Here is a 12,648-nt window from a genome sequence, read left to right on the forward strand (position 1 = left end):
AGAGGAGACAAAAAGGCTTGATTAGTTTTAAAAAAATTCGCTTTCTTTAAAAACCTCTGCCGTAAAAAGATAGATTTCTACGTCTTTTTCCTTATAACAGTTAGGATGAAGGCCAGCTTTAAGACAGAGGTGTTCTAAAAAGGTCTTTTTGTCCCAACCATACTCTACAGGTACTTGAGGAAGGAGTACCCCTCGATAAAAGCCTTTGATTAGATATACACCATGCTTCCCTATTTCTATTTCTTCTATAGTTCCTTTTTTAAGAGGAGAGAGCACAGAAATCTCTATTTCTATAAAAGGAAGTTCATCCTTGGTAAGAGGAGGAAACCTTGGATCTTTAAAGGCTGCAGAAATAGCCATTTCTTGGATTACTTGATAAAGAGGATATAAAGGTTCGATAATCCCGATACACCCTCTCAGATGGCCCTCCTTAAGTAAGGTCACAAAAGCCCCTCTCTTTTGTTTAAGAGAGGGATATTCCTCTGGAGGGTTAATTAGTTCATAAGTTCCTTTAAAATAGTCTTCTAAGGTTTTTCTTGCCAGTTTTAAGCAAAAAAGTTTTTCTTGAACGGTTAACATATTTTTATCGCAAGTTAAACTTGTTGAGAATAAACTCCGGACCTACCCAGCCTATTACAACCTCTCCGTCTGGGAAGATAAAAGCAGGGGTCCCGGTTACTCCTATTTTGTTAAACATAAAATCTATGTTTTTTTCTATTTTTTCTTTCCCTGAAGCGCAAAGATTAGCCCCTTTATATCCTTGGATAAGGTCTTGAAAACCTTTCTTATCACAGATAAGGGATATAGATTTATTTTTGGCCTCGGGATGTAAAGACTCTAAGGGTAAAAGTATGGTTTTGACCGTAATCTTCCCTTCTTTAGCCAGGTTTTCTAACACAGGTTCAGCACGTTTACAGACAGGACAGTCAGGGTCAGTAATAAAGTATACGACATTAGGAGAGTTGCCATAGGTAAGGTCAACAAGCTTTTCTACCTCTGCTAACGTGTTTTTATCAAGCACTTTTTGGTTTAATTTGTTCATCTCTTCTCTTACGATATCTTTTTTTTGCGCTATGTCAATTATGTTCCCACTTATGATGTAATTTCCTTTTGCGTCAGTATAAAACAGAGCTTTATTAAACTCCGATATTTTAATCACTACTTTACATAACCCCTGGATCGGTGATTTTTCTATTTTTTCTATCTGAATTCCAGGCTGTAAACTATCTAATTTTTTTTGAAACTCTTGTACTGTAGGACAACCGCCTGAACCTCCTAATCCTTTACTACATCCTACTAAAATAAAACTCAAGCTTAACATCAAGGGAACGAATTTTTTGGTCATGAGAACCCCCTGCTTAGTCTTTTAAATCTCTTTGATGATAAAGTTTTCTAAAGGTTGTCTGGAGGTCCTTTTACTTTGATCATCTGGATATCCTAAGGCGATAAAAGCTGCAAGTTCGTATTTCTCCTTAGGTAATGAGAGGACTTCTTTTACTTTTTCCTCGTTTTTTAAGATCTCACCTAACCAACAGGCCCCAAGGCCAGAAGCATGGGCTGCAAGCAGTATGTTTTGGATACAAGCACCTGCAGATTGATGGTCTTTTATCTGGTGGTACATCCTGTCTTTATCTAAAAAAACACCGATTAAAACCGGAGCCTTTTTGATGATTTCATGATATCTGGTTAAGGCTGCCAGCTTTTGTTTAATTTCTTCAGACCAGACTATTACAAACCTCCAAGGTTGGTTATTTAACCCAGAAGGAGCCCATATACCTGCTTCTAACAAACGATAAATTAATTCCTTGTCAGGTTTTTGGTCTAAATACTTTCTTATACTTCTTCTATCAAAAATAGCCTTAAATACTGCTTCTTTTAGCTTCTCTTTTTCCATAGCCTTCCTTTCCTGTGTTTATAAAATTTAAACTTGCGATAACTTCTTTTCTGATGTTTTCAAGAAGCTCTTTGTTATAAACAAAGGTTAAATCTACAGGAATACCTTTAAGTCTCGCTATAGTCCTTGTGGTTAAGATACCGATGTTTATCGCATCCATCAAGGCTTTATCATCATAAATAGCTCTGTCTGCCTTATGTGAGTAGGCGATACCCCAGGGGGGGATGATAGCCCCCATTGAGGTCATGGTAGTAATGATATAACCTCCTGTCCAGGCTCCCCCTTCGTCTGCACCTACAGCTATAGCACCTACTACTTTTCCTTCGAGATAACTTGGTTCTCCGTAGGAGACCATGTTTTCAAGACAAGTCATGCGGTCTATCAGGTTTTTTAACTGCCCAGAAGGTGCAAACCAATAAATCGGGGTAGAAAAGATAATACCGTCTGCTTCATAGATTTTTTCTAAAATGATTTTTCCATAGTCTTCAAATATGCAAGGAAACTTACAGTTAGGCTCTTCGTCATGGATACATCCTATACAAGGTTTTATTTCTCCGTCGTAAACACTGACCAGCTCAGTTTTAGCTCCTTCTCTTTCTGCCCCTTTTAAGGCAGCAAGTAAAAGCTGAGCAGACCCACCGTTTTTGTGAGGCGAACCTAACACCCCTAAGACCTTCATACCGCTAAAGCCTCCCTCCAAAATTTAGGAAGACCAAAGGCTGAACCATGTATTTCATGAGAATAAAAGTATACATTTGGTAATTCTTTCCATTTTGGAATTTCTGGGTTAGGATAAGGGCATCTCATGATAAAAGCATTATCACTACCAAAGGATGGTACATTGCTTCTATAGCAAAACACCTCTTTTGCAGGATAAACGTTTATGAAGGTTTTATAAGTTTCTGTAAAAATGTTTTTCATCGTAAACGGAGTCCCACATTGTTGTACAACAACTCCTTTAGGACAAAGCTTATAAAGCATCTGATGAAATTTTACTCCAAACAGGGCATGAGAAAGCTCCTGCGTAATACCTGTGTCACTTATATCAGGGTCTGTAGAATCTATGATTACCAAATCAAAGGCCTTCCCCTCATCTAAATATTTTTGCACCATAACAAAAGCATCTTCTACTATCAGTTTAAGCCTTGGGTCCTTTGGATCTTCAGGTAAAAGCTCAGGGAAGTATTCTTCTACTAACTTAGGTATTTTAGGGTCTATGTCTACGATAACCACTTCTTCTATCTCTGGATATTTCAAAAGTTCTCTTGCTGCCCCGTAGTCTCCTCCACCACAAATTAAAACTTTCTTAATACTACCTTCAGGGGTGGATTGAACAGGGATATGTACCAAAGATTCATGGTAGATAAACTCGTCTCTTGAAGTAAACTGAAGGTTGTTGTTAATAAAAAGCATCCTACCCCAAAACTTGTTTTCTAAAATAAAAATATTTTGCATCCCTGATTCAGCATAAATAATAGTTCCTAAATAAGAATAAAGATAATCTATGTTTACAAATTCTCCAAAAAGTACCCTTACGCCTTTGGTTTCAGTGGGAAGGGCTTTACTCATAATATCTTTGACCATAGGAAACCCCTTTTAAGGATGTTTTAGAGAAGTTAATGGCTAATCCAAATTTTAAAACTTTTAAAAGGTTTGTCAACAAAGAATTAAAGCCCTAAGGTTTTTAGTTTTTCTATTAATTTTTTTTGCTCTTCAGTAAGAGCTTTTGGTATTTTAGGAACTAAAACCACATAAAGATCCCCTCGTTTTTCTCCAGTGATGGGGAGGCCTAACCCTTTGAGTCTTAGTTTAGCTCCAGGTTTGGTTAAAGGTGGAACTTTGGCTTTAACCTTTCTTCCTTCAGGGGTTTGGATTTCTACCTCATCGCCCAAGAAAAAACTGCTCACAGGAAGTTCTTTTTCTATGATAAGGTTGCTATCTTCAACTTTATAACCTGAAGAAGGGATTACTTTTATTCTAAAAAGATATTCCTTTGTGGTTTTCCCTGATTTCTTTTTTACCCTAAGGATTTGTCCATCTTTTACATTTTGAGGTATTTTGATCTTTATGGTTTCATAAGTTCCTGGAAGAATAACTTCTTTTTCCCCACCTTTTATAATCTCATCGGTAGTAAGAGGAAGATCTAATTGTATGGTTTCATAAACCTCGCCAAATGGGCTAAAGTCTTCTTCTCCTCCAAAGTGGGTTCCAAAGAGGTTGCTAAAAATGTCCCCTAAGTCAAAAATAAATGTTCTGCTTCCCCTTTTGTTTTTTTTAAAAAATCCCCCTAAGTCAATTCCTATGTCTCTAAAGATGGTCTCGAAATCGAAATCTCTAAAGATGTCTTCTTGAGTATATCTTCTCTGGAATTCTGTTGACCCATAAAGGTCATAAAGTTTTCTTTTCTCAGGGTCTGATAAAACAGCATAGGCTTCATTTATTTCTTTAAACTTTTCCTCAGCTTCTTTGTTGCCTTTGTTTCTATCAGGATGATATTTCATGGCCAGTTTACGATAGGCCTTTTTAATTTCTTCTTGCGTAGCATTTCTTGGAACTCCAAGGATCTCATAATAATCCTTAGACATAAACCTACCCTCCAGTTTCCTTTTGATATAAAAAGGCCTGTTTTTATACAAAAAATAAGACTTTTTGGGCCAAAAATCAACAGAAAGAGTTGAAAAAGTAAAGCTTTATTCTGTAGGAGGGAGTCTTCTTTGAGAGGTAGGGTAGGGTAGGATGGTTGAAAGAGCTTTCATAGTTTCTTCGGATACCACAATTTGTTTAAAAACTTTGATCCCTGCTTCCTTTATAGCCTCTTTCCAAAAAAGGTCCCTTTCAAAATCTCTGCTTTCGTAGTCATATTCATAGTAGACTTCTTTGATTCCAGCAGAGGCGATTAATTTTAGACAGACATAACAAGGAGCAAGCGTACAGTAAAGACTGGCTCCTTCTACTGGAATTCCAAATCTTGCGGCCTGAGCGATCGCGTTAGCCTCAGCATGAGTAGCCCTACAGAAATTGTATTTATCTATGTCTGGAATCCCCTTTTCTCTTCTAAAACAATAGGTAGGTCCTTTATCTGTACAATGCCAAGCCCCAGGCATGGGGCCGTTGTATCCGGTAGCTAAAATTCTTTTGTCTTTTACTATCACCGCGCCTGTAGGTCTGGAATTACATCCGGACCTTAGTGCAACCATCTTTGCTATAAGCATAAAATATTCATGCCAGCTTGGACGTTCCATAAGATCTTACCTCTTGTAAAAAGGGAACCTCTCGCAAATCTCTCTTATTTTTTGCCTTATCTCTTTACGCAATCCTTCTTTATCTGGATTTTTCAAGACAGCACACATGTATTGAGCAACCTCTTCTACCTCTTTTTCCTTCAGTCCTCTGGTAGTAATCGCTGGGGTTCCTATCCTGATTCCGCTGGTAATTCTTGGAGGACGTGGGTCAAAAGGTATAGCATTTTTGTTAACCGTAATACCTGCCTCTTCTAAAAGCTTTTCAGCCTCTGCACCGGTAAGACCGTTTACCGAAACGTCTACCAAAATCAAATGGTTATCTGTACCACCCGCAACGATCCTAAAACCTTCAGCTTTAAACACTTCCGCTATGGTTTTAGCGTTTTTAACCACCTGTTGTTGATAGGTTTTAAACTCAGGCTCTAAGGCCTGTTTAAAACAAACAGCTTTAGCAGCTATTACGTTCATGTGAGGACCACCTTGTATACCTGGAAAAACTGTTTTGTCGATTATTTTTGCAAACTTTTCTTTACAAAGAATGAATCCACCTCTTGGTCCCCTTAAGGTTTTATGGGTGGTTGAGGTCACAAAATCAGCATAAGGAAGGGGCGAAGGGTGGATACCTGCGGCTACTAAACCTGCTATATGCGCCATGTCTACCATCAAGAAAGCCCCTACTTCCTGGGCTATCTGATAGAAAGCTTCAAAGTCTATGGTTCTGGGATAAGCACTCGCTCCTGCCACTATGATTTTAGGTTTATGTTCAAGGGCTAACCTTCTTACCTCGTCGTAGTCGATAGTCTCTGTTTCCCTTGATACACCATAATGAACGATTTTGTAAAGTTTCCCAGAAAAATTAACGGAAGCTCCGTGAGAAAGATGGCCTCCATGTGAGAGGTTCATCGAAAGTATGGTATCTCCAGGGGTTAATACGGCAAAATATACAGCCATGTTAGCCTGGGTGCCAGAATGAGGCTGTACGTTAGCGTGCTCAGCCCCAAAAAGCATCTTTACTCTCTCTATGGCAAGTTTTTCCACCTCATCTACATAAGTACACCCTCCGTAATAACGAGCCTCTGGATATCCCTCAGCATATTTGTTCATCAAATAAGAACCTTCTGCCTCCATGATAGCCTCATGGGCTAAGTTTTCTGAAGCTATCATCTCAAGCTGATATTCCTGTCTGTCTCTTTCTTTTTGGATTAACTCCCAGATATCTGGGTCTACTGTTTTTAAAAATGACATTACCTTATCCCTCCCTAAAAATTTCTCTTTAGATAAGTCAATTTTACCAGGTTTTTAAATTTCTTCTACCTGAAAAACCCCTTCTTTTTGAGCCTGGTTGAAGCGAGTTAAGTTTTTCCAGATTAAATAACAGATAGAGGTATAGCCTAAGTTAAAAAATTCTAAGACCCAAAATTTAGGAGAAAACTTTACAGCTAAAACCAAAAGTATTATCCCCATACCTATCGAGGCCCAAAAGTTAATTTTAAAAAATTTTTCGTAAAACCATGCATTTCTAAGTACAAAAGGAATGGTAATAAGTTCTCTTAATACCTCAAAAGTCCTCTTTAGGTTATAATGGGATTTTCCATATATCCTTGGACGGTCAACTATAGGTACCTCACATACCTCTTCGTTTTTAACCCCGAAAAGAGCTGGTAAAAATCTGTGAAAACCATGGGGTATTTGATATTTTTTTGGTATAGGTGAAAGATAGGCCTTTAACGAGCACCCATTATCCCTTACTTTTAACCCTGTAAAAACACTGATTAACCAATTGGCTATTCTTGACGGAAGGACTCTTATCCAAAAATTTTCCTTTCTTTTTAACCTGAAACCAGTGGCTACCTTATACCCTGTTTCCAGTTTCTCTATTAGATCTTTGATATACTTAGGGTCGTTTTGGCCGTCTCCGTCCATAGAAACGATGATATCTCCTGTAGCTTTTTGAAAGCCTGCGGTAAGGCCTGCTGCCTCTCCCCGGTTACGATCCATATTTAGTATTCTTAAAAAAGGGTCATTTTTTTTTAATTCTTTAAGAATTTCTAAGGTTTTGTCTGTGCTTCCGTCGTTGACAAAGATGATTTCGTATTGATACCCTTTAGAAGACTTTAAGGTTTCAAGAACAGCTTTAGCTTCTTGATAAACTATGGGAACGTTTCCTTCCTCGTTATGAACAGGTACGATAAGAGAAATCTTCATAAGCTATCCTTGTTTCTGAAAAAATTCCCTTATACAGCTTATGACATAGTTTATTTCTTCGTCAGTTAACTCAGGATACATAGGAATAGCGAGAGATTCTTTAGCCAACCTTTCTGCTACAGGAAGGCTAAAAGATTTCTGATAGGTGGTTTGATAACTTTTATGTAAGTGTAAAGGGATAGGATAATAATACCCTGTTCCTACACCTTTTTCTTTTAAAAAGGAGACCAACTCATCTCTAAAAGGAGTTCTTATTACATACCTATGATAAACACTTTGTCTGTGTTCAGGATCAAGAGGAGGTAAGGTGAGGTCTTTAAGGTCAGAAAGTTCTTCGTGGTATTTTTGAGCTATTTCTCTTCTTTTTTCATTTTTTTTATCTAAGGTTTTAAGCCTTGCATTAAGGATGACAGCTTGAAGTTCGTCAAGTCTTGAGTTAAACCCAAAAAAATGAGAATGGTTTTTTTCTACCTGTCCATGCACCCTTAGAAACTTAATCTTAAAGGCTAATTCGTCATCATCGGTAACAATCGCTCCTCCATCTCCTATACAGTTAAGGTTTTTAACAGGTCCACAGCTAAAACATCCTACTTTTCCAAAAGTGCCTACTTTTTTACCTTTATAGGTTGCCCCATGAGCATGAGAAGCATCCTCTATAAGGATAACTCCATATTTTTCACAAAAATCAAGTATTTCATCCATCTCAGCAGGATGTCCATACATATGAACCAATATCAAGGCCTTGGTTTTAGGGGTTAATTTAGAATAAAGGTCGTTTAAATCTGGACCAAAGGTTTTAGGGTCTACCTCTACTAATACAGGGGTTGCTCCTACCCAGTGAATCACCTCTATGTCTGCAATAAAGGCATTGGCTTGAAGTAAAACCTCATCCCCTTTTCCAATACCACAAGCTATAAGAGCCATAAGTAAGGCCGTACTTCCACAACTACACCCAAAGGCATATTTTACCCCTAAATATTCAGCCCAATTTTTTTCAAACTCCTGCAAATACTTTCCGTTTAAAATCTGCATAGAACTCAAAACTTCTTCCCACCCTTGGTATACCTCTTGTCTTATCTCTTCCCAAGACCTTTTCAAGTCTAAAAGAGGAATTTTTTTCATCTTAAACCTCTTATAGATTTTTTTTACCTAATTTACAGGCTATAGGTTCAAAGGGAAATTTTATTTCTTTTCCTGTTTCTGCTGATTCATAAAGACCGATGATAGCTTCTAAAGAAGGTATGGCCTCTTCTCCAACCACCAACCAAGGATCTTTTTCCGAACTGCTAAAATATTTCATCGCAGACCTTAAGTAAGTAAAATGAGACCATCCTAAGGGATGGTCAGGATTTTTTTCAAAACCTGAGACAAAATCTTCTATGTTTTCTACCCCATCGATGGCTAAATGGTCTAATCTGTTCATAGCAAAACCACCAAGGACAGCTGAACCTTTTTCTGCCAATACTACCAATTCAGCCTTTAAGTCTTTAGGACGAGAACATGTGGTAGCCTCTATCGTACCTAAGGCCCCGTTCTTGAACTTAAACACACCCACTAAAAGGTCTTCTGCCTCTATGTTTACCAGATAGGTTCCCATCTTGGCAAAAACACTCTCTATCGGACCTCCTAAGTAATAAAGCATGTCTACAAAATGACATCCTTGCTGAGCCAAAGCTCCTCCATCAAAGGCCCAAGTGCCTCTCCAGGCAGCAGAATCATAGTATCTTTGATCTCTACTCCAATAAAATTTAGCAGAAAACAAAACAAGATTACCTAAGAGATTTTTAGATAAAGCTTCTTTTAGCTTTTGTACAGGAAGGTTAGCCCGATTTTGAAAGATGGTAACCAGTTTAAGCTGTTTCTTTTGAGCAAAATTAACCAAACGTTCGGCATCTTTGAGGGTAAGAGCCAGAGGTTTTTCTACCAAAAGATGTTTCTCAAATTTTTCAAGAACAATCTCTCCTACTTCAGCGTGCATGCCGGAAGGAAGACAAAGGTCTACTACTTCTATGTTTTCTTTGCTAAGCATTTCTTGATAGTCGGTATATGGTTTAGCAGAAAGGGCCTCAGCAAATTTTTTGGCTCTCTCTGGTACTACATCAGAAACAGCAACCACCTCTACTTCTTCTTGCAAAGCTTGATAGATCTTTAGATGCCTTTCTGCTGCCTTCCCACAACCTACAATAGCCAGTTTAACTTTCATCGTTTTTCCTCACTTTAAAATAAATAAACCTATACTAAAATATACCTAAAAATTTTCTTGTAAAGGCATTATGAACTTAAAAACTCAAGTTTTTCTGGTTTTATTTCTTACGACACTTTCTTTTTTGGTCTTTTCCTTTTTTCAACCTCCTTCATCGTATCAAGAGTTAAGAAGAGCCATTTTAGTTAAAGAAACCGTAAAAGATTTTAAAATTTTTCAAACCTATAACGGAGAACCTTATTTTACAAAACCCCCCTCTATACATGGTTAGCTTCAGTTTGGAGTAAACCCTTTTCTTCTGACCCAGATAAGCTGGTTTTTGGTCTGAGATGTTTTTCGGTGTTTTGTTATACACTCTTGTTTTTAGTATTTATAAAGTTCTTTGATAAAGATTGGCAGTCTGGCCTTTTTTCTTTAATCATGCTTTTAGCTAATCTACGTTTTCTTTCTTTTTTCAATAGGGTAGATATAGAACCTTTGTTTGTTTTATTCTCTTTTTTGATGTTTTATTTTTCCTACCTTTATTTATTTGTAGCCCCCAAAAGGATTTATCAATATCTTTTTTATGTGTTTCTAACGGCAGGTGTTTTAACCAGAGGTCCTTTAAACTTTTTTTATCTTCCAGGGCTTCTTGTTTATGGTTTGTTAACCAAAGATAAAAGGGTTTTTAAAATTTTGTTAAATCCCTTAGGCTGGTTAATACTACTGATTCCTTCTTTAGGTTGGTATGGTTATGGATATGTAGCCTTTGGTAAAGAAATATTTAAAGAATTTTTAGATACTGACGTTAAAACTCGTCTGCTTGATCGAGCCAGAGATCCTTGGTATTATTACTTTAAACACCTCTTGCTTAACTTTTGGTTTTGTTTTATCTTCCTTTTCTATCTAATTTGGAAACAAAAAGCCTACCATAAAGAAAAAGCAAAGGAAATTTGGCACAAGCTTATACAAAACAAGGAAGTTTTTTTCTTGTCGACCGTAGCCATAATCCCTGTATTTTTGTTAAGTTTTACCGGGAAAAAGTTTGATAAATATCTTCTTTGGGTCTATCCTTTCTGGGCTATAATCTTTTCTAAGATTTTCGTTGAAAATTTTCCCACGTCTTTTCTTTTGATTTTAAAAAAGTTTTTGTTAGGTTTATTCTTGATAAACTTGATTATCCTTGGAACAATAACCTTCCACCATTTAACCCAGCTTTCATATCAACTGCACGTCATCAAAAGAGAAATCGTTCAAGGTAGTTTAGCCTTTTGGCAAAAGGAAAATCCTGTTATCATCTTTTATGCCTCAGGTCCGGTTAAAGTTTTAACTCGTGAAGAAGACCTATTAACCTTTTTAAACCAAGGCTACAATATAATTTCTGAAGAAAAGATACCTCAGGGGAAATTGAAGAAAAACTTTGTAGACCCTTATAAGCAAACGGTTTGGTATGTTTTTTCTTAAAATTAAGTTATTTATCGTAGGTTTTAAACCCTTTCCAAAGGATTTTTAAACGTTCCTTAATTTTCTTTTCAATTCCTCGGTCTGATGGAAAGTAAAATTGTTTAGCTTTAATGTCTTCTGGCAAGTAAGACTGAAAAACAAAACCCTCTTCATAGTCGTGAGCATATTTATAGTCTTTTCCATAACCTAAGTTTTTAAGGAGACGAGTAACAGGATTTCTCAGATGTAAAGGAACAGGAAGTTCCTTAGATCTGTCTATCTCTTTATAACAATCATTTAAGGCGCGATAGACAGAGTTACTTTTCGGAGCACTGGCCACATATATAGCTGCCTCTGCCAAAGCCAACTCCCCTTCAGGTTGGCCTAAAAACTCAAAGGCCTCTTTTGCCGCAACCGCTACCACCAAGGCCATAGGGTCGGCAAGCCCTACATCCTCAGCCGCACAAATTATAATCCTTCTTGCTATATAAAGAGGGTCTTCTCCAGATTTGAGCATCCTTGCAAGCCAATAAACAGTAGCATCTGGGTCGCTTCCGCGCATACTTTTATGAAACGCAGATATCAGATTGAAATGCTCATCTCCTGCTTTATCGTATTTTATAGGTTTAAAAAGAAGTTCTTCTCTTAAGTCTTTTAGAGATAAAACCTTTTTCCCATAAGCCTTAGCCAGTTCTAATGACAACTCAAGTAAATTTAAAGCTGATCTGGCGTCTCCACTACTTGCCTCAGCAATTTTTTCTAACACCTCAGGTTCTACGATTAATTCTTCTTTAGCCTCAGAAAGAACCCGCTCTAACCCTCTTTTAAGTATTAAAAGAATCTCGTCATTAGAAAGAGGATTTAAAATAAAAGTTTTTACTCTGGATAGAAGAGGGGGTATTAACTCAAACGATGGATTTTCAGTAGTTGCCCCTATGAGGAAGATATCCCCTTTTTCTAAAAAAGGTAAAAGAAAAGACTGTTGGGTTTTGTTAAACCTATGGATCTCGTCTATAAAAAGCAAGGTAGGTTTGTTTAGCCCTTTTAGCTGTTTGGCCTTGGCTATGATGTCTTTTAGGTCTTTAACTGTAGTGTCTACAGCACTTACTACTATAAATTCTGCTTTCAAAGTTTGGCCTACCAAAAAGGCCAAAGAGGTTTTCCCTACCCCAGGAGGTCCCCAAAGAATAAAAGAAAAAGGTTTACCCTGAGAGATTAAAGTTTTTAATAGGCCTTTTTCTCCTACTAGATGGGATTGACCTACAAAATCTTCCCAACTATTAGGCTTTAATTTTTCTGCAAGAGGTGTATAATCAAAACTCATAAAACAATATTAAAATATTTTTAACTTTTTTCAAAAGGCCCGTGTTAGATCAAAAATATATGTCCCTGAAATGTTGATTAGTTAGATCATTTTTCTGTCCCTGAAAAATTTTCCCCTTCATTTTACCTCCAAATAATCGGATAAGCAATTCATCAAGTTTCTTTTTTAATTCTACCAGGGATAACCTGTTATAATGTTCCTTTAAAGCTTCTTTTACTTCCTCGGGCACAGCTGAACTCTCCATGATCCTCTGGTATGGCGTCTTCGCCTGATCATAAACCTTCTTTATCACTCTACCTCTCTCATCTATTACCTTATGCTTCACTTTCATTGAAGGAACAAAAAAATTTTCCAATAA

At 37.1% G+C, this 12,648-nt stretch carries 14 protein-coding genes and 1 pseudogene; 2 read left to right on the forward strand and 13 right to left on the reverse strand.

The features are described 5' to 3' along the window. Positions 1 to 27: 27 nt before the first annotated feature. The 11 genes from amrA to H529_RS0104665 all read right to left on the reverse strand — a co-directional run bounded on the left by amrA (position 28) and on the right by H529_RS0104665 (position 9,544). A complete protein-coding gene (gene amrA / locus H529_RS0104615) occupies positions 28 to 579 on the reverse strand; it encodes an AmmeMemoRadiSam system protein A (protein WP_022855374.1) in 552 nt (183 codons plus the stop codon). 4 nt (positions 580 to 583) lie between these two features. After that, positions 584 to 1,345, reverse strand: coding sequence for a DsbC family protein (locus H529_RS0104620; protein WP_022855375.1), 762 nt, complete (start codon positions 1,343 to 1,345; stop codon positions 584 to 586). Between the two features lie 21 nt (positions 1,346 to 1,366). Next, positions 1,367 to 1,894 (reverse strand): nitroreductase family protein, encoded by a 528-nt coding sequence (locus H529_RS0104625; protein WP_022855376.1) that lies wholly within the window; start codon positions 1,892 to 1,894, stop codon positions 1,367 to 1,369. After that, entirely contained in the window at positions 1,860 to 2,573 is a 714-nt protein-coding gene (locus H529_RS0104630; protein WP_022855377.1) for a flavodoxin family protein, read from the reverse strand. Before H529_RS0104630 ends, H529_RS0104625 begins: the two co-directional genes overlap by 35 nt. Beyond that, complete coding sequence (locus H529_RS0104635) at positions 2,570 to 3,478, reverse strand: spermine/spermidine synthase domain-containing protein (protein ID WP_022855378.1); 909 nt, start codon at positions 3,476 to 3,478, stop codon at positions 2,570 to 2,572. Before H529_RS0104635 ends, H529_RS0104630 begins: the two co-directional genes overlap by 4 nt. A gap of 83 nt (positions 3,479 to 3,561) precedes the next feature. Then, complete coding sequence (locus H529_RS0104640) at positions 3,562 to 4,479, reverse strand: DnaJ domain-containing protein (RefSeq protein WP_022855379.1); 918 nt, start codon at positions 4,477 to 4,479, stop codon at positions 3,562 to 3,564. Between the two features lie 105 nt (positions 4,480 to 4,584). Further along, a complete protein-coding gene (locus tag H529_RS0104645) occupies positions 4,585 to 5,136 on the reverse strand; it encodes a deoxycytidylate deaminase (protein WP_022855380.1) in 552 nt (183 codons plus the stop codon). A 6-nt stretch (positions 5,137 to 5,142) separates the two neighbouring features. Then, a complete protein-coding gene (gene glyA, locus H529_RS0104650) occupies positions 5,143 to 6,381 on the reverse strand; it encodes a serine hydroxymethyltransferase (RefSeq protein WP_022855381.1) in 1,239 nt (412 codons plus the stop codon). A gap of 54 nt (positions 6,382 to 6,435) precedes the next feature. Continuing rightward, positions 6,436 to 7,341 carry a glycosyltransferase family 2 protein gene (locus H529_RS10155; RefSeq protein WP_022855382.1) on the reverse strand — a complete coding sequence of 302 codons (906 nt, stop codon included), beginning with the start codon at positions 7,339 to 7,341 and terminating at the stop codon, positions 6,436 to 6,438. 3 nt (positions 7,342 to 7,344) lie between these two features. Next, the gene (locus H529_RS0104660) at positions 7,345 to 8,463 is read right to left on the reverse strand and encodes a DegT/DnrJ/EryC1/StrS family aminotransferase (RefSeq protein WP_022855383.1); all 1,119 of its coding nucleotides are present in this window, start codon (positions 8,461 to 8,463) and stop codon (positions 7,345 to 7,347) included. Between the two features lie 10 nt (positions 8,464 to 8,473). Continuing rightward, positions 8,474 to 9,544 (reverse strand): Gfo/Idh/MocA family protein, encoded by a 1,071-nt coding sequence (locus tag H529_RS0104665; protein WP_022855384.1) that lies wholly within the window; start codon positions 9,542 to 9,544, stop codon positions 8,474 to 8,476. A 70-nt stretch (positions 9,545 to 9,614) separates the two neighbouring features. Between H529_RS0104665 and H529_RS0104670 the strand changes: the two genes are divergently transcribed. Beyond that, positions 9,615 to 9,815, forward strand: coding sequence for a hypothetical protein (locus H529_RS0104670; RefSeq protein WP_022855385.1), 201 nt, complete (start codon positions 9,615 to 9,617; stop codon positions 9,813 to 9,815). Positions 9,816 to 9,883: 68 nt separating this feature from the next. Then, positions 9,884 to 10,987: an ArnT family glycosyltransferase gene (locus H529_RS0104675; RefSeq protein WP_022855386.1), complete on the forward strand. Its 1,104-nt coding sequence runs from the start codon at positions 9,884 to 9,886 to the stop codon at positions 10,985 to 10,987. 7 nt (positions 10,988 to 10,994) lie between these two features. On the opposite strand, the gene H529_RS0104680 is transcribed toward H529_RS0104675, so the two are convergent. Together H529_RS0104680 and H529_RS11570 are read right to left on the reverse strand one after the other, a co-directional pair. After that, complete coding sequence (locus H529_RS0104680) at positions 10,995 to 12,290, reverse strand: replication-associated recombination protein A (protein ID WP_022855387.1); 1,296 nt, start codon at positions 12,288 to 12,290, stop codon at positions 10,995 to 10,997. A gap of 49 nt (positions 12,291 to 12,339) precedes the next feature. Continuing rightward, positions 12,340 to 12,648, reverse strand: a pseudogene (locus H529_RS11570) (hypothetical protein); the annotation flags it as partial.

The organism is Thermodesulfobacterium thermophilum DSM 1276 (assembly GCF_000421605.1).
In the GTDB taxonomy this organism is placed as follows: Bacteria; Desulfobacterota; Thermodesulfobacteria; order Thermodesulfobacteriales; family Thermodesulfobacteriaceae; genus Thermodesulfobacterium; species Thermodesulfobacterium thermophilum.